This is a genomic window from Iningainema tapete BLCC-T55, assembly GCF_014698965.1.
Lineage (GTDB): Bacteria > Cyanobacteriota > Cyanobacteriia > Cyanobacteriales > Nostocaceae > Iningainema > Iningainema tapete.
Window position 1 is genome coordinate 34362 of record NZ_JACXAE010000029.1, and the last position, 18393, is coordinate 52754.

An 18393-nucleotide genomic window follows, 5' to 3' on the forward strand; every position below is an offset into this window, starting at 1 on the left:
TCAAGTGTAATTCTACCGTAGATGCTGTTTAATTTGAAGCTGGTGGGTGAGGAGTAATGACTGAAGCTGACATCCCAAATTTTAGGGATTTTGTTGAATCTGTAGACTCTGCTTGTCCTTTTTACGCGGTTTTGCCTCATGAAAGTACAAAAACTACGCAATTGCTGCTACTAAAGCCAGCAAAAGAGGATTTACAAACCGAAGTTACATTAGAGAACAACACTCAGCAAGACTGGGTAGCTGAACCTGATAGTGAAAAACAAGCAATCATTGACGCGGAATTTAAAAACTTGTTGGCGTTAAATGAAGAATTGCGTTGTGCGAACAATCAACTATATGAACGGGTAGAAGAATTAACAGCATTATTAACTGAATCGTCCAAGGCTTTGCAGTTACAAACAAAGCGCTTAGACGTAACAGAGTCAATGCTGAGTCAACAAAACCAAGAAGTGACAGCAGCAGAAAATCGCATTCAATCCCTAAGTCAACAACTAGAAATAGCTGTGCAAACTACCGGGCGTCAAGAAACTCAACTTGAATCCTACAAAGGACAGCTAGAAATTAGTCAGCAACGCATTGCTCAACTAGAGCGGGAATGTGCAGCACTTCAGTCTAATTATAACGAACAGTCTCACCAGTTGTTGGAATCAGAAAATTCTTGTCGAGATTTACGGACAAGGCTGATGCGGCAACAGCGTCAAACCCTACAATTTAAAGCTGCTCTCGAAAAGTGTCTAGAGACTCCCAATACAAGCTATGATTATGTCAATAATAGTGTTGTAGACACATCTAGATGCTCCAAGCGTCACTCTTTTATTCCCAATGCTAAACCAATAAAACCTTGGTCAGTAGAGTTAGAATTAACCCCGGAAATAAACACAGGAGTTATTCTTGATAAAGATGTTGAAGAAAATCGTGAGCAAGAAGAATCGGTAGAAATACAAAGCGATCGCTCAATCAATCAACCTCTTTCTCAAGAAACAGCACAACAAAGCATACCAAAAATTCCGACACCAGAAGTAGCACCTCAATCATTAAATTTGGAAGAGCAATTAGATAGCGTCATCCAAATGTTTTTTGTCTCTACCCCGGCATCAGAACAACCTTTGTCACAAGAAATTAGTCAGACTGAATCTGCTTGGGAAACTATTGACACACCTCTAGTAGATAGTGAAGCAGAAACTGCTACTATTACCCTTGAGCAAAAAGATCCTCCGGTAGTAGAAGATTTTTGGTCGCAAATGTCACAACCACATGGGTTTGAATTACAAGAAACTGCATCAACTGACGGCAACAATCACCTCAACTCACCCTCACCTGTAATTTATCCTCAACGTTCACCAAAAAGAAGAACATCCTTGGCTGCTGTTGAATTACCGAATTTTCGTCCTCGACAGTGTTAGGTAGTCGTAGAGACGCCCCGGCGGGGCGTCTGTACAGCAGTCGTTCCTCGTTCCCAGATTCTACCTGGTAATGCCATCTTTTGAGGTGTCTCTCACAACCAGTTGCCAACTAAAACGTAAGGTGCCCAGTAAAGAGGAAGAGAGTATTCAGAATCTCTCAATAGCTTTAATTGGGCCTTGCGTAAAGCATCTGCCGTAGTTGTGCCAGTAGTTAACTGACGGTAAAATTCACTAACAAACATAGCAGTAGAGTTATCCCCAATCTGCCATAAAGAAGCTAAAGTACTCCGCGCCCCGGCACGTATAGCAACTCCCGCTAATCCCAATGCCGCACGATTATCTCCTGCTGCTGTTTCGCAAGCACTCAAAACAAGTAATTCAACTGGCTCTCGTCGTTTTTGCTCTCTATTTTTGAGCAAGGTATCTAAATCTTTGACGTAGATGCGTTTATCGGCTGCTAAAATAAACGTATCTTTAGCTTTAGAGCTAAATTGCCCGTGAGTTGCCAGGTGAACAACTCTAAAAGGTTGATCGTTGATCTTTTTTCCTAAAATAGTACTTTGAAAATTTTGATCTAATAATGTAGTTGTCGCGACGCCAATTTGCTGAATTAATTTGAGTTCTTCCTTAACATTAGGAAGCGGTGCAAAATTTTCGTTGCTCGGTGGTTGTGATAAGCCACCTGCAAGAGCGTTTAATTTTCGCTGCGCTAGAGGTTTGGGAGTGAACAGTTGTAGCGCTGGGCTAACAGCAACAGCATACTTCTCGACTAGATACTCTTTGCCGTCATATAATGCTGCTATCGGGATATTTCGCAGTGTCCCGTCTGGGATAAACACTAAGGTGTTAACTTTACTATTTTTCAAGTCTGTTTCCACAGGTTTGACTATCCAGTTATAAAGCTGCTGGGAAACTGTTTGAAATTTCTTACTCGCATCAGGTTCGACTACGTAAGATCGCATCTGTGTAGTTATCTGCTCTACTTGCTTTTGGCTGACTAGAGAAGATTTACGCATCAACGGTTGATTGGGGAGTTTGAGGATAATTTCTAACTGGTTATCTAAAATTATGGGGTAAAAAATTGCCGTGTTAGGATGATCGCGGTCTACTACTTTGTCTATTACCACAAATTGGTTATTTAAGCAAGATTCTCGGAAAAAATTGTCTAGCTCTGCCAGTTGCAAGGCTTCCATGCGCTTGCGTACTTTGTCTAAATCGAGTGTTCCTTGTTCTTGTAAAAGTAGCTCTACTGACTGGCGATAAATCGGTTCTATACTATCACGAAAATTAAACTGTACTTCTCGGTTTACTGCTACTAAATCGCTACGTAGAGACTGAAGTGTTGCTACTGCGGTATCATAAGCAGCGATCGCACCTGGAATGTTTTTCTGTTCTTTAAGTAAGCGTCCTAGTTGCCACTCCCAACGGTATGCTATGTCTGAAGCATCAATTTTTTGCGCAATCAATAAGGCTTGAATAGTCAACTTTTGTGCTTCTTGCCACTGTTTATTCTGCTCGTATACTTCTGCTAAACTCCCTAGTGCATAGGATTCTGCACGCTTGTCGCCGATGGTTCTTGCTTGTTTAACGCTGTTTGCCAGAATCTGAACTATGTCTTTTTTATTACCAATCTTCTTGATAGTGCGAGCAAAGTTGATCTGTGCATAGATACTTGCTTGATTAGGTGGTATGCTGGCAAATTGAGATTGAATTGTAGGTAGTAGAGACGCGATTAATCGCGTCTCTACATTGGTTGTGTTATTCTCAACTAGCAAGCTGAGTTGATTGATTTGTGCCTGAACTTTGGTGAGTGGGTTGGGTGTAATTTGAGCGGCTTTTTCATAATGCGCGCTTGCCTGATTAATTTTACCCAATACTCTAGTAGTATTACCTAAAGAAAACTCTGTCAGACTAATTTCTTGCGGTAGTTGCAGACGTTGGGCAATTTCTAAGCTTTGTTGTAAGTTTTTCTCTGATTCCTCTAATTCACCTAATTGTTGCTGAGCATTACCAAGAGAGCGCAAAGCTGCCACCAACACTTGTGAATCAGGTTGAGTTTGTAACTCTTGGGCGACTTGCTGTAAAGTATCCAATGCACGACGGTAAAAGCCAGAAATACGTAGAGCTTGTGCTTGGTTGATTCGGCTACGTGTTGCTCCGACATTATTTCCTAATCGCTTCCAGATTTGTTCTGCTTGCTGTGATGTTTTTAAAGATACTTCTGCTTGTCCCTGTGCTAGTTGCAGTCCGCTGTGAATATCTAGAGTTTGTGCTATAATTTCTTGTGCTTCTGGCTTTTGATTGTCAGAGTTAAGTAGTTTTAAACTGGTGTTAATAGCTTCTGTTGCTTCTTTCCATAAACCGAGTTGCTCTAAAGCTAGACTGAGGTTAGTTAAAGATGCGGCATGAGAGAGGCGATCGCCACTTCGCTCATATATACGCACAGCTTGTTGTAAAATAGTCACAGCTTCAGCAAAACGCCCAGCTTGATAAAGAGCTTCTCCTTTTTCAAGAAGTTGCAGCCCAGAAACCCGGTTTCTTTGAGAAACCGGGTTTCTCCAACTTTGGATATGAAACCCATCTGCTGAATTTATCTTTGCTGGTGTGGCAAATGTACTGGTAATAATAGTCAGGAAAATAGTTATTGTAAATAATAAAACATAAGCAAACGTAAATCTAACTACTCGCTTGGGAAGTTGACGCCTTTGCATATTTCACCATCCCTTATTCATCCCGATAAACTTCTCTACGATGTCCGACTTTAACAACGGTTATGACCAAAATACCATCATAAATGTCATATAAAATTCGATAGTCGCCTACTTTAATTCGATAACCGTTTTCTCGATTTTTTAGTTTGGTAATACCATGAGGACGTGGGTTATCAGCTAATTCTAGGATTTTCGCTTCAATTCGTTCTTTAAGAGCAGAAGGTAACTTGTTTAATTGTTTAGTTGCCGTTCTTGAGAAATCAATTTGATAGGTCACTCAATTCCCCTCTTATAATCTTCCCAAGATATCGTCCCATTTTTTTTAATATCTTCTAATGCAGCATCATAGTCTCGAATATCCTCTTCGTCCTCAGATGCTCGAATATCTAATAGTTCTAAAACATCCTCCAAAGTGTCTTCGTAAGCTTGTTCTAGTCGTTGGTAGATAGCTTTTAACAACGCTTGTCTTTTAGTTGTAGTTTCCATTGTTACACCTATAATTAACTACTTTTTATGTTAGTGGCTATTTTGAACTGTCTATTAAATGAACTTGAATTCCTATCTTACCACGAGTAAAAAGTTCATCTGTAAGTAGGTAGGCGTAAATAAATGAAAGTTTGTAGTAAGGGCTTCAGCCCTTATAACCTATGCCCCTACGCCGTGAGCACTCACTACGAACGTAGAGTTTATTTTATATTTATTTTTACCTACTTACTTATTCACTAAGTCAAAGTCAAAGCGCGTTACCAATTACTGGGATACAGGGCAAGAAGTAGGCGTTTGCCAAGAGCTGTGAAGAATAATAGGAGCTTGCGCCACGAGTTCTATATTTCCATTACCGTCAACTACCCAGCCTGAAGCCTCTACAATTTGAGGTGCAGCAGCAACTTTGGAAGAAGTTGAGCTTGCAGCTGGTTGTGTTTCTACAGTTGCTTTAGCTGAGTTTTCTGGTTTTCCTCTCAATCTTACCCAAGTTGATAGAGTACTTGAATCTTGTAATGGTTCAGTCGGACTCATAGGTAGCCCACCCCGCCCTGTTGAGACAAAAGTATTCTGGAATTGGCGACTTCCGGGAGTACAAGCGGTGGAAATTTGGTTAGAAGCATCAATTAGATTTGTGGGAAGTTCGATTAAGCCACTAGTGGGATCGATTTCCGGTGGAGTGATTTCGACATTGCCACTTAACTCTCTAGTTGCCCCAGTAGCAGTGATGTCGCTGGTGAAATCAGAAGGGACATCGCGAAACTGAATGCCAAAGATACCTTTAGAATTAATTCTGACATTACCTCCTCTGAAATCAGTCGAGTTAGCAGTGATATCACTATTTTCCGCAGCAGCAAGGAAGTTACTATTGATATTGATGTTGCCACCGATAATATTCTCTCCAGAAGCATCGGTACTAATCTTACTGTTACGGCGCAGTAAAACTAAATCTCTTGCAAGTAAGTTAATAGTTGCTTGTTCTATATTTGGGTTATTGTCACGACTACGAGTATCAGTGCTGAGAGTACTATTATCCAAAAAAATCGTGCGAGCATTGACATCCAAGTTTCCTGCTGCTCCATTCCCTATACTGCTAGCAGTGATTTGAGCAGCATCTTTGAGAAACAATCTTTCTGTACTGATGTTGATATCGCCTCCTTTACCCACTGCTTCTGATTCCACACTACTACCAATTCCACTTGAAGAACCGTCCTTCTGCCCAGAAATTGAAACTACACTTGTAGCATCAATGTTGACATTGCCTGCATTTCCTTCACCAAAAGTGCTGGCAACAAGTGCAGCGCCATCAGTTATCGACAACGAGTCGGTGGAGATGCGAATATTCCCGCCTGTGCCTTTTGCTCCCCTCCCTACACTGCTTCCAATTCCACTGGAAAATCCGTTCTTTCTCCCAGAAATCGTCATTGCATCTCTAACATTGAGGTTGACATTACCTGCATTTCCTTCTCCACGAGTGCTGGCAACAAGTATAGCGCCATCAGTTATCGACAACGAGTCGGTGGAGATGCGAATATTCCCGCCTGTACCTTTTGCTCCTCTCCCCACACCAGTCTCAATCCCACTGGGAAATCCGTCCTTGACTCCAGAAATTGTGACACCAGTAGCATCTATGTTGATGTCGCCTGCATTTCCTTCGCCAAAGGTGCTGGCAGATAGCAAAGCGCCATCAGTTAAAGACAACGAGCTGCTGAAAATGTGAATATTCCCCCCGTTACCTTTTGCTCCCGTTCCCACACCACTGCCAATCCCACTAGGAAATCCGTCCTTGACTCCAGAAATTGTGACTGCACCTGTAACATTAATGTTGATATTGCCTGCATCCCGTCGTTCAACTGACTGATTGTCTAAAGCTTTAAAAACTGAAGTTCCCAATTGAGCACCATCAAAAAGCGACAATGTTACAGCAGTAATGTCGATGTCTCCGCCTTTGCCCAAACCCCCTGCTTCTACAGTGCTGAGGATGATAGCGTTTGAAAGGAAAACAGAATCTCTGACACCCACTTTCACATTACCTGCATTTCCTTCGCCATCAGTGCTGGTAGATACTCCAGCGCCATCAGTTATAGACAACGAGCCGCTCTCGATGCGAATGTTCCCGCCATTACCTTTTGCTCCCGTTATCACACTACTGGAAATCGTACTGGGAATTCCGTCTTTAACTCCAGAAATTGTGACTGCATCTTTGACATCAATGTTGATATTGCCTGCATTTCCTTTACCAAAGGTGCTGGCAGATAGTAAAGCGCCATCAGTTAAGGACAAAAATCGTGCAGAAATATTAATATTCCCTCCATTACCTACTGCAAGCGATCGCACATTATTGAAGACGTTGCTCTCGACAAATTTGATGTCCTCTGTGGCATTCAGCGTGATGTCTCCAGCTACAGCGTTGGGTGATCCTAAACCTTGCCCAATGCCAGCAAAAAGGAAACTTCCTTCCACAACATCCAAATTACGGGCATTGATTGCAATACTTCCGCCTCCTGCACCAGTGACATCAACAAAAGCGCTATTTTTTAACAAGATATTCGCTCGCGCAACAGTTTCTGGAAACAACAACGATGTTAAGCGAAACACTCCTTCCAATTGCTGTCCCTTGATTTCCACTATCCCGGAATCAGCCACTCCACCTAACTCAATTTTACCTGATGGTGAACGCAATGCTCCTCCTTCGACGCTCACATCACCACCCACTAACGCCAAAGTTTGACCTGGTTTTACATTTAGAATAGATCCCCTTACCTGAATACTTTTGGCATCTCCATATTGCAAACCCATTGGTGCACTAATAGTGAGCAATGGTGTTGTTTGAGGATTAGTCGCGCTAAACTCAAAACTGTCGGCAAATTTCAAGCTACTAGCAGTACTTGCCAGAAAAGAACCACCTATATCTAAGCGTGCATTTGCACCAAAGATGATTCCCGACGGATTGATCAAAAACAAGTTGGCTGCCCCGTTAGTTTTGATTAAGCCGTCAATTGCAGAGACTGAATTACCTGTGACTCTGCTAATGATATTTTGAATATCTGGAGCATTGTTGAATAAAGCTGCGGAACTTGTGGGAACTGAGAACTCACCGAAGCTATGGAATAGATTAGCACCTCTTGTGGTTCCTCCCTCAATAATTCTGATATTGCCCTCTAACCTGACATTGGAAATATTTGGGAGAGTCTCGTCAGGGGTAATTTCTGCACTTACACTATTTGCCCACAAGATAATTGTACTTGCGATCGCTATTCCTAGACCTTGCCAGTAGTACAAACGTATAGATACCCCTGACATTGCACGCTCCGATTAAATTTAGTTTGACATCCTTAATTAAAGAGTATAGGTGTCAACGAACTTATGCACAAGAGTAGATTGCTTGAGCAAAGCAATTGGAAAAAAACTTTATGTACTTCCTTCTAACTACACGTTTCGTCACAGACTGAATAAATTAATTTTGTTCAACCAATAAAGAGATAGAAGGAAATTGATTCAGGAACACACAGAAGACAGCCCAAAACGGGAGCAAACTTTTGTCAATACAAAAGCTCGAACTTATTAATTCAAATTGAAGGAGATAGTTAGATTATGATGTTTCATTTCCATTATTTCAAGAAGGCACTGGTTTCTTTGGCTATTTTCGGAATTTTTCTTAACATTCCGATGCCTGTAAAAGCACAAAATGTCGTGTCACGACAACAACTTGATCAACTATCGTTGCAAGAATTACGCATTTTGAGAAGGGAACAGGCAAGGCAAGCACGTATTATCATAGGAAATTGCTACAGAAGCCCGTACATTGACTCAAGTATTTGCTATACTCAGTATTTGCAGTATCAAAAATACTTTGCAGATCTAGATAATTACATTGCTCAACGAAGAGTACGTGGCAGATGAAATAAATTGTAAAGCTTCATGATACAGATGTTCAAAACCTTTGATTGTCATTATGAACAAAAATCAAACACCTGTTGCCGTTATTATCATTGCAGTAGTTGGCTTTTTTGCATGGTTGTTATGGAGCAATAATCAATCACCTATATGTAGGGAATTTGGCTCACAGTCAGCAGCTTGTGAAATTGATAGACTACTAAATCAAAAATAATACATGTAGCGATTCTCAGTTGGGTGGATACGGATATCCTTTAAAGTCAATCAAGAACCCCGATAACTTTTACAAAGTCGGGGTTCTTAAGCTTTCAAAAAGTTTGATTCACTGAAAGTGAGGGCGAAGTTAGCACAGGTGCTTTTGCAAAACGCTCCAATTGAACCGATTGTAAAAAACTTTGCCAATCGTTAGCCGTTGATGCATCATTAGGATTAGTTAGACGTAATTGAGCCAGCATTGTCAGAGCATCAAACCAAATTCCAAGTTGAGCGAATATAGCCATCTTTTGTCGGGGATCAACTGATGATTGCAATTGCTGCATCACACCAGCATCTAAATTGACTCGATGAATATATCCTTTTACATAAATAGGGACAGTTGCTGTTTTTTGCTCAGTGCAACGAACTTTGAAATACCAGTGGTATGTTTGCTCGACTTGTAAGGGAGCAATATTAGACGGAATAGACACACCAATAACACCAGCTTTGGGTGGTAGTGCGATCGCCCCGCGATAAACATCTTTACTTTCCATATCCTGTACAATAAATTCAGCACTAGCTGTTAAATTCTGAGTGTAAGGAACATAAAACCAAAATGTTGGTCGCTCAGATGTAGTTAGCCCGCCAACATTCCCTGCATCCGACGTATTTTTTTGTTTACTGTTTTGTGCTTGCAGAGGTACTAGAGCAGTGAGTGCAGGCTCAACAGCCGGACAATTATTCCGGCTACCCATTCCGCCTCTACGCCCAGATATAGTACTTAAGCGAGGTGGTATTTTTGGCGGCACAAAAACTATTCGAGCAGGAGATGGTGTTTGTTGAGGTTTTTTTGATGGTTGTACAGGCTGCTTAATAGTTGCATTTTGTGGAGTTTGAGCTATTACCTGTGCTGGCTGATGAGTGAGGCTGCACAAAATCAGAGCTATTGTTAACATCGGTTTGATCTTAACTGACATCACAAGATTCTTGCAGTTCCTGCTGATGACGATATTTATCATATTTATAAGAATTTTATAATGCTCGAAGTATTTCGATCTGAAAAGACTGTTTTAAATCTCTGACTAATTTAAATAGACTATAATGCATTAACAATTAACTAATTAGCACGAAAAAGCACCAAATAAAAATTTTTATTTACAAAAATATTTATTGTAAAGGCTTGTTGAAGGCAATTGTTGAGATAATCGGCTTTGCCGTTGCCCCTTGGGTAATCGCGCTCGTTTTGTACTCAAACTGCTGAAAGTGGTTTGGGCATTGATAGGCGATGCGCCCAAAAGAATCTGTGCAAGGCGCGATCGCTCATTTTTCGTTAAAATTATAGACTAACTCAGCTAGACAAGGAGATTTCTCATGTCCCTAATGACAGTAAAAGACTTGGAAAACCTACAAGCAACTCTCTGTGCTGCTGGACATGACTATCAGCTAGAACTCGAAGATGGAAAAATTATTGTTATGGGACCATCAGACATTGTATCCAGCGAAATTGGAGCTTTGCTAATTCGGTTATTAGGTAACTGGGTTTATCCTCATCGTCTGGGACGCTTGTTTGACTCCGCTGGTGGTTTCATCATGCCAGATACAAACCTCAAAGCACCCGATGTCTCTTTTGTTCGTGCCTCTCGCCTGCGCCAAAGTCCACGTTACTTTGGACAACTTGTACCAGATTTAGTAGTTGAAATTAAATCTCAAAGCGACAGAATTAGCTCCTTAGAAAAAAAGGTGAAAAAGTTCCTAGAATTAGGAGCCATTGTCGGAATTCTTATTGATCCCGATGAATCAACCGTAACCGTTTATCGACTAACAAGTGAACCAATCGTCTTAAGTAGTGAAGATATATTAACTATTCCAGAACTTTTTCCCGGTTGGGAATTGCCTATTTCTGAATTGTGGCCTCCTATATTTACCGACGAAGAAACACAAATTTAGTAAAAAAGCTATAAGAAATATTCCTCTTAGGCTCCAAGTAAATGGGTGTGTAATGAAATTCCAAATCCAAATCACACAAATATGCAACGCCCTATTGCTTACTGAGATACAGGACAAGAAGTGGGTGGAAGCCAAGGGCTGTGAAGATTAAGTTGAGCAGCTTGGGCTACTAATTCGATGTTTCCATGAACATCCACTACCAAGCTTTGGGCTTCCACAATTGGCTCTGTCTCCATCCGCTTCTGCTGCGCATCATGATATCGCTGTCTTCCAATCCGACTAAGAAGTTGGTATTGATATTGATGTTACCGCCAATAATATTCTCGCCAGAAGCATTGGTAGTAATCTTACTGCCACGGCGCAGTAAAACTAAATCTGATGCTTGTAAGTTAATAGTTGCTTGTTCTATATTCGGGTTATTGTCCCGACTGCGAGTATCCGTACTGAGAGTACTATTATCCAAAAAGATTGTGCGAGCATTGACATTCAAGTTTCCTGCTGCTCCATTTCCTGTTCCTACAGCGCTGTTAATTACACTGCGAAGTCCATCCTTTACTCCAGAAATTGTGACTGCACCTGTAATATTAAGATCGATATTGCCTGCATTCCCTTCTCCAAGAGTGCTGACAGATAGTAGAGCACCATCCAAGAGGGAGAATGAACCTCCAGAAATAGTGATGTTTCCGCCTTTACCTTTTGCTCCCGATTCGACGGTGCTGCCAATTGCACTGGAAGAGCCATCCTTCCTGCCAGAAATCGTCACTGCACCTGTAACATCAACATTGATATTACCTGCATCTCCCTGTCCAAAAGATGATATTGTTGAAGCCTTATCAACTGAAGTCAGCACTAGAGCGCCATCTGTGAGCGACAGTGTCGCGGCGTTGATGTCAATGTTACCACCTTAGCGCTATTTTCTAACAAGATATCAGCTCGCCCAACAGTTTCTGGAAACAGCAAGGATGTGAGTCGAAACACTCCTTCCGACTGCTGTCCTTTGAGATCCACCATTCCAAAGTCAGCTACTGCGCCTAACTCAATTCTACCTGATGACGATCGCAACGCTCCTCCTTCAACGCTCACATCCCCACCCACTAGCGCCAATGTTTCACCTGGTTTTCCCTCTAAAATAGATCCCCTTACCTGAACACTCTTGGCATTATTTCCGTATTGCAAACCGACGGGTACACTAATCGTAAGTAGTGGTGTTTGAGGATTAGTCGCGCTAAACTCAAAACCGTCGGCAAACTTCAAACTACTGGCGGTAATTGCTAAAAATGAACCTCCAATATCCAACCGTGCATTTGCACCAAAGATAATTCCTGATGGATTAATTATAAACAAGTTTGCTTTGCCATTTGCACGAATCAAACCATCAATATTAGATATTGATCCACCTGTTACTCTTGTTAAAATGTTTTGAATCTCTTGTACATTGTTGAACAAAGCTGCTGAGTTTTGTGGAATTGAAAAATCTTTGAAGCTATGGAACAGATTCGCGCCTCTAGTAGTTCCACCTTCAATAATCGTCGTATTGCCGTTTAAAGTGACATTAGAATTATTTGGGAGAGTGTCATCTGGGATGATTTGGGCGACTGTGCTGTTCGGATACCAGATAATTGCACATGCGATCGCCATTCCTAAACCTTGCCACCAGTACAAACCCGTAGTTCTCCCAGACATTGCACTCTCCCAATTAAAAAGGAAATTCAGCAAAGCAACTGTATTTTACAGTATAAGTCTCATACCGATCACTTATGCATATGCGTTTAATATTTCGTAGCTTAGCGCCAACGCTGCACTTACGCTTTTAATCTTTGAGATGCTACGCAAATTAATTAGTGTTCTAGCGATCGCCCTAGTAATTTGGATTGTCTTTTTCTATACTTTTCGACTCCGATATGAGGTGTAATAACTTAGTATTATTAATTTTGTGAGAAAAGTATTGTTCAATAGCTGATAGCTCCTTAGCAGCTATACGCAGTGATAGCAATTCAAATTCTTCTTCTAGCATATTCAGTTCTTCATTTAAAGCACGTATATATTCTTTACATAAATTCTCAATCAGTGAAGTTTCTCTTTCAATTTTTTTTGCTCTATCTATTGATTCTTTAACTTGTTTCAATTCATGTATTTGATTCACAAACAAGTCCCATTCCTCCTGAATTCTAATTCGCTCTATTAAATTTAAATTTTCTAGGAGGTTATTTGCATTAATTCGTACCTGAGACCAATGAATACTAGATGGGGGAAAAGAATAACCAGAATTTGTTTGTACAAACAAGATACTATCTCTATATTCTTGAAAAATAGCTTCAGTTTGATATTGTATGACTTTAAGTCGAGGTTCTTCACGAAGAATAGTACCTAGCGTTGTTTTGTTAAGACGCATAGCATCTTCTAGTATTACACGAGATGTATTTAATGCTTCAGTAAGTAATTTACGAGCATTTTTCTTGATCCTATTGATATCAGATATCCCTTGTTGAATTCTTTGAATCCTTCGATGATTTACTTGTGATTGAAGACCAATTACACTAATAACCTGTTCAAATGTTGTTGGGTTTATAGCGGCTTGCAATTCTTGATAAATTTGCATATAACGGTTACATTGCAGTGTAACCTGCTTTACATCAGGTATTTCATTAGGTATCTCGCCAGGATAAGACATGATTAGACTCCTATACCAAATAGAAAACGGGTTTTGATGATTGTGGGATAATAATGTAGCAGTGAGAAAGTAGAGATTTTTATTACAAACATCTCTACTCATTAATTGGTTGGTTCTTGTCTTTTTATTCAAGTCAAATTTTGTTATACCCTATTTGGCGAAACACTTGTCATTCCGAACGAAGCACTTGCATTGATGTAGAATGGCGTTCCGTCGGAACGTCTCTACGACGACAATTCATATTATCGACGGTTGTGAATTAGTAATACAACAACACCGTTGGCAACTACGGCAAAGGCTGAGGGGATAAATGGTAACCATACTCCTGGGATGAAAAGTGCGATCGCACAAACCCCATACAAAACTATCACAGCAGCAAATATGACAGTTCCCTTATCAAGCAGAGAACGAACACGCCAAACAATTAGACTAGATACACTTGCCCATCCCCATATCCAAAGAATATCGCCCCAACTTGGCAAAACCCAAAAAATCGGTCTATCATCTAAAACTGCACTAAGAATTTGACTAACCATTTCCGCTTGTATAAACACGCCTGGTGTTTCCTGGTATATTTGCTGTGCAGCACTGTAAGGAGTTGACCGAGTATCTGCGATGGTGTTAGCTGTAACGCCGATGAGAACTACCTTATCCTTAAACAAATCAGGATTAACTTTGTTACTCAATACATCTTCCAGAGAAACTTTGTCGAAATCGGCATTATGGTAATTAACAAGAATTTGAATTCCGCCGAGATTAGTTCCTTTTTGATAGCCACCACTACGATTCTGTTTTAAGCCTTGGAATACTTTAGAACCAAACTGTACATAATCTTCATAGACATCAGATTTAATTCTTTTGTCAGCTAAATAACGAGCTGCTAGTTGCCACGAAAGCGAGTAAGGCGTTGTGCAGGGAGAAGAAGGTTCTTGCGCCATAAGGAGAATTTGGCGACGGATTACACCATCACCATCTTCCACAGAATCACTAAAACCCTGACGTTCTAAAGGAACTGTTGCGGGAGGTTTAACACCTTGAGGATCGTACTTGCTATCTTTGCCTTTGCAAATGACAACAACATTCTCTTGATTTAATTCAGTCGCAAGTTGTATTGGCTGAGATTTGTTTGGAGGATCGGCAAAGTCTCTATAAATATCCAATCCAATAACTTGTGGTTGATACTTTTGTATTTTGTGGAGTAATTGAGCTAACTTACTATCAGAAATTGATTTTCCTCCTAGTGTTGTCTCTTGTCGAGATTGAATATCTTCTTCTGTGATTTCCACAACCAGCAACCGAGAATCTGACTCTTCCTTTGGTCGTAGGAGTAGCATTTGGTCAAAAGTTCCCAATTCTATTTTCTCAAAAACTCCTAAATATCTCAACCCTATTGTGGAAAGAGTTACAATCAAAGTACTTAATAGTACAGTCCATAGTTGAGATTTTCTAGTTTTAATTGTGCTTACAGTATCATCAAATGAGCGATCGCCAACACTACCGCGCAATTCTTGCCAAGTTGTCGGAACAGTTGTCGGATTTTGGCAGATGACTGGCAACCAACTAGCACAAGGAAATTGATTCTCCAACCCTTGCAGCCTTTCCCGTGCTTCGCGCACAGCTAGATAAAACGACTTACCACCAGCAAAAGCCGCCAAAAAGTTTTTCAAAAACTCCTGCGCCACAAAATCCGGCACCCCTTCCCGCATCACAATCATTTGCGGAATATTCAAACTAGCCAAATTTCGTGCCAACCCAATTCCATCACAGGAGTTAAAAATTGCTAGTTGTAAACCGCGTGTAATTGCTTCCCTCAGTGCATTCTGTAATTGGGAAATTGTTAAACTTTCTGTCTGATTGATGTAAATTTCCCCAATTCCATTCTCCAGACTGGTGCTATGTCCAGCAAAAAACAGGATATCCCAATCCTGTTTCCACAGTTGCTCATCCAATTGTTGACGTGTAGGTTCAACAATAAACGTGGTTTGAGCATCTACTAAACCCTTCCACAAAACACGGTCTTTGTCAACATCAATGCCAACACTATTACCCAGAATAGCCAAAATTTTAACTTTACCTGTAGGCGATCGCAACACTTGACTCGAAGCATACTCATGATTACTCAAAGCCAACTCAGCTTTAGGGTAATCTTGAAAAAAATCCCACAAATGCCAAGGCAACCGATGCACTAAAGCTACATTAGTTTCAACAATAACTCTAATTTCATCATCTCGACTCAGAAAAGTCCGCAACTGCCGCTCGATATTCTGGAATGACTCAAATTTCAACCAAGCATTAATATTTGCTTGTAGCTGTTGACTTACTTCATCGAAATCATTCACAGAAATATTCGTAATATCTTGGGAATGTAATTTTATCCGTTGATTGCTACCCAAACGTTGATGCACAGCTTCGTAGAGTAGCTGCCACCTTCTGTAGAGTTCGCTTTGTGGAATTGCTGGCAGACTGCCTGTTAATTTCACGGGAACAGTTTGGTTATTATGCCACAATTGAGCCGTGACAACAGGAAATCCTGCATTTAAATCACCCCCTAATAAACTGAAAACGACTAGTTTACTCATTTGTCATCAATGATTAAATAATGACTAATTCACCAATGCGATTAACCACGTCTCTACTCAATCACAAAATCTTCTGTTATTTGAAAGCTATCAACAGCAACTTGGATACTAAAACATTCTCCTACCTCCACATCAAAGCGCTTCAATTGGATGTAATTATCCTGAACTCTTGCTTGCACTTCCTGAATGATTTCTCCATCAGATGAAAGCAAAACTAGTTTGATATTAGTCGGTAAATAGTTCTCTCCACCCGTTGGATGTAGTTGCACGCGAACACCAAATTGGTTAGCTTCTGGGAGCAAAGCAACCAATAGCACCACTTTTTGAGAGTCTATTTCCATGCCCAAGTCTATCAACTTGGCTCTTTTAATACTATTAACACTGAAAGCAGAACTACTCCTAAAATTAAAAGCTAAGCTGCTGGTATTAGAATCTAAAAATGTCTCTATTGCTTGCCAAGAAGTTTCATAAATATTTTCTAACCAACGACTGAGATTTACTCTTTGTTGCGATTGTGCCTGCCGTCGTTGTTGATACAAGCGCTGCCGCCACTTTTCATTATCTAGTAGCGCTCCCCAATTAGTAAATGGCACTTCTAGTCGGGGAGATATTATAGAGGAGTTGCTTAACCGTTGTAAAAGATTGGATGCTTGCTCTGTGGATAATTCAGGTAATGAAGCGATATGAGCTTTAGTTTCCGCGTCACTGCAAAATTGATAAGTTAAAAAGAAAGCATTGAGATCTTTCGTTAAATGCCGTGCATCTATACAATAAGTCCTATCCAATGGATCGTATCTAGCTAGAGACTTAAGTTCTTGGTGGGTTGTGTAACTCCAAATTCTTACCCACTCACCATCTGGTTTTACTTGCACTGCTAAATAATAGTCTGCTGCCCAACTGGGAATATCCACCCATTCTTGAGGAACTTCTAACTCGCTATCATCAATTGCCTCACTGGGGATTAATACAATTCGCTTTCTCCCTAACAAAATTGCCGTACCATTGACAAATTCCCAAAAAGCTGGTAACACAGGAGAACTGTACCAAATGCTTGCCTGGGGAACTTCTGTTTTTACCCAATTTAAGAAGACATCAAGGCAGATTTGATTGATATAAGCGTACCAGCGACTGCTAGGCGTAGTATATGTCTGGCTTTGCTGCCACGACTGCGCCTGAATTGTGGGAGTTATTTCTAGAAACCATTCTTTGGGATCGGCAAACTCACAAATCATTTTTTCTACCTTGTCAAAATTAGGGATTCATGTTAAAGCTTCCATAATGATTTCTCAACCATTCTTCTAAAGCAATACTCATATCTTTTATTTGGTTGGGATTGACAGAAATATTCAGTTCTTGACACCAGTTAATTAATGCTGCTAGGAGAGATTCTCTACCTTTAACCAATCTTCGGGAAACTGTCGGCTGGCTCATCCGCAACTGCTGCATAATTTGCTGTTGTGTGAGATCTTGTTGGTAGTAAAGTTTAAGTACTGCTTGGGATTGCGCATCCATTAGCTGTAAAGCTTCTAGTAATACAGCATACATCTGAGAGATTTGGTTTTGTCGGGTTTGAATATCCTCAAGAGCGATCGCATCTGCTATTGGTGAAGACGGGTTTGGTAAATCCAGGGTTATTGTGCTATCATCTTGCTGGAAAGCATCCACAGACCTAACAGGTGGAAACAAATAAGCACGCACGTAAATAGCAGTCTGAGTTAACCACTGTTCAATTGTTTCTGGTTTACATTGCCCAGTCGGTAGAGTAAGCTGGTGTCGCAAGTGATTGTAGGAGTTAGCCACAGCTTCCCAAAGTTGACGATTTGGCTGGGGTAAGTTATTAATTCCTCCTGGTTGTTTCTGGATGTACAAATTTTTGAAACAAGTCCAAGCTAAGCTATGTTGAGCAATTGCGCTTTGTGATAATCCTGCTTGCTCCAAGGCTTCAAGCAACACCTTTTTACTGATTTTGCGTAACAATGCCCAGTTAGTACAAATATCAGCTTCCTTCCGTTGGCGTAAAATATCTCTCAACCGAGAGAACATAGCCATTGTGGCGTAGGATTTTAAATTAGAGGATTTTTCTGGGTTAAAGTCTCTGAGGATGATTTCGACTTCGGCGATCGCCATTTGAAAGTAATCAGCTAAACTATATAGGCTGTTCGTAAACTTAGTCACTGTTTTTTGAGCAGCCCAGTAACATGGTTCTTGCAAATAAGCTGACAAATGCATTGACGCATAGCGATGAGACTGAGTTTGCCAGTGCTTGTGCCAATAAAGCGCCCAAAAGTTCTCTAAGTAAGATACTTCAGATGCACTCAAGCAATTTTGCATACTTCGGCGTAGTTGGGAATCAGTCAACCATTTGCTGAATCTGTCTGTTTCCAACTGCGCGAATGTAGAGAACATTTCCGTAACTTCTTGGCGAGGATGCATAGGCAATTAGACATCCAAATATTGAGGACTTACCAGATCTTTGCACCCCTGTGCTGATGCAAGAATTTCTGTGA

The 18393-nt window shown here is 40.7% G+C and carries 16 protein-coding genes; 4 read left to right on the forward strand and 12 right to left on the reverse strand.

The features are described 5' to 3' along the window. Positions 1-56 precede the first annotated feature (56 nt). Positions 57-1403 (forward strand): hypothetical protein, encoded by a 1347-nt coding sequence (locus ICL16_RS06820; RefSeq protein WP_190826104.1) that lies wholly within the window; start codon positions 57-59, stop codon positions 1401-1403. 92 nt (positions 1404-1495) lie between these two features. On the opposite strand, the gene ICL16_RS06825 is transcribed toward ICL16_RS06820, so the two are convergent. The 4 genes from ICL16_RS06825 to ICL16_RS06840 all read right to left on the reverse strand — a co-directional run bounded on the left by ICL16_RS06825 (position 1496) and on the right by ICL16_RS06840 (position 7900). Then, positions 1496-4114 (reverse strand): CHAT domain-containing protein, encoded by a 2619-nt coding sequence (locus ICL16_RS06825; protein WP_190826105.1) that lies wholly within the window; start codon positions 4112-4114, stop codon positions 1496-1498. A gap of 13 nt (positions 4115-4127) precedes the next feature. Then, positions 4128-4391 carry a type II toxin-antitoxin system mRNA interferase toxin, RelE/StbE family gene (locus ICL16_RS06830; RefSeq protein WP_190826106.1) on the reverse strand — a complete coding sequence of 88 codons (264 nt, stop codon included), beginning with the start codon at positions 4389-4391 and terminating at the stop codon, positions 4128-4130. Continuing rightward, positions 4388-4600, reverse strand: a complete 213-nt coding sequence (locus ICL16_RS06835) for a hypothetical protein (RefSeq protein ID WP_190826107.1) — start codon at positions 4598-4600, stop codon at positions 4388-4390. The genes ICL16_RS06830 and ICL16_RS06835 overlap by 4 nt, the downstream gene beginning before the upstream one ends. Positions 4601-4864: 264 nt before the next feature. Further along, entirely contained in the window at positions 4865-7900 is a 3036-nt protein-coding gene (locus tag ICL16_RS06840) for a two-partner secretion domain-containing protein (RefSeq protein ID WP_190826108.1), read from the reverse strand. Between the two features lie 291 nt (positions 7901-8191). Here ICL16_RS06840 and ICL16_RS06845 point away from each other — a divergent pair, with 291 nt between their 5' ends. Further along, a complete protein-coding gene (locus tag ICL16_RS06845) occupies positions 8192-8500 on the forward strand; it encodes a hypothetical protein (protein WP_190826109.1) in 309 nt (102 codons plus the stop codon). Between the two features lie 52 nt (positions 8501-8552). Beyond that, positions 8553-8708 carry a hypothetical protein gene (locus ICL16_RS06850; protein ID WP_190826110.1) on the forward strand — a complete coding sequence of 52 codons (156 nt, stop codon included), beginning with the start codon at positions 8553-8555 and terminating at the stop codon, positions 8706-8708. 94 nt (positions 8709-8802) lie between these two features. Here ICL16_RS06850 and ICL16_RS06855 read toward each other — a convergent pair whose 3' ends face one another. After that, positions 8803-9666 (reverse strand): DUF928 domain-containing protein, encoded by an 864-nt coding sequence (locus ICL16_RS06855; protein WP_190826111.1) that lies wholly within the window; start codon positions 9664-9666, stop codon positions 8803-8805. Positions 9667-10060: 394 nt separating this feature from the next. On the opposite strand from ICL16_RS06855, the gene ICL16_RS06860 reads away from it, so the two are divergent. Continuing rightward, positions 10061-10636 carry a Uma2 family endonuclease gene (locus ICL16_RS06860; RefSeq protein WP_190826112.1) on the forward strand — a complete coding sequence of 192 codons (576 nt, stop codon included), beginning with the start codon at positions 10061-10063 and terminating at the stop codon, positions 10634-10636. A gap of 98 nt (positions 10637-10734) precedes the next feature. Here the strand turns inward: ICL16_RS06860 and ICL16_RS06865 are convergent, their stop codons facing one another. From ICL16_RS06865 to ICL16_RS06895, 7 genes are all read right to left on the reverse strand, one after another. Next, positions 10735-10872, reverse strand: a complete 138-nt coding sequence (locus ICL16_RS06865; RefSeq protein WP_190826113.1) for a hypothetical protein — start codon at positions 10870-10872, stop codon at positions 10735-10737. Further along, positions 10833-11486 (reverse strand): hypothetical protein, encoded by a 654-nt coding sequence (locus tag ICL16_RS06870; protein WP_190826114.1) that lies wholly within the window; start codon positions 11484-11486, stop codon positions 10833-10835. Before ICL16_RS06870 ends, ICL16_RS06865 begins: the two co-directional genes overlap by 40 nt. Next, positions 11486-12319 carry a filamentous hemagglutinin N-terminal domain-containing protein gene (locus ICL16_RS06875; RefSeq protein WP_190826115.1) on the reverse strand — a complete coding sequence of 278 codons (834 nt, stop codon included), beginning with the start codon at positions 12317-12319 and terminating at the stop codon, positions 11486-11488. Before ICL16_RS06875 ends, ICL16_RS06870 begins: the two co-directional genes overlap by 1 nt. 175 nt (positions 12320-12494) lie before the next feature. Beyond that, complete coding sequence (locus ICL16_RS06880; protein ID WP_190826116.1) at positions 12495-13307, reverse strand: hypothetical protein; 813 nt, start codon at positions 13305-13307, stop codon at positions 12495-12497. A gap of 242 nt (positions 13308-13549) precedes the next feature. Beyond that, positions 13550-15886, reverse strand: a complete 2337-nt coding sequence (locus ICL16_RS06885) for a CHASE2 domain-containing protein (RefSeq protein WP_190826117.1) — start codon at positions 15884-15886, stop codon at positions 13550-13552. A 53-nt stretch (positions 15887-15939) separates the two neighbouring features. Further along, complete coding sequence (locus ICL16_RS06890) at positions 15940-17118, reverse strand: DUF1822 family protein (protein WP_190826118.1); 1179 nt, start codon at positions 17116-17118, stop codon at positions 15940-15942. Between the two features lie 19 nt (positions 17119-17137). Next, entirely contained in the window at positions 17138-18319 is a 1182-nt protein-coding gene (locus ICL16_RS06895; protein WP_190826119.1) for a sigma-70 family RNA polymerase sigma factor, read from the reverse strand. Between the last annotated feature and the right edge of the window lie 74 nt (positions 18320-18393).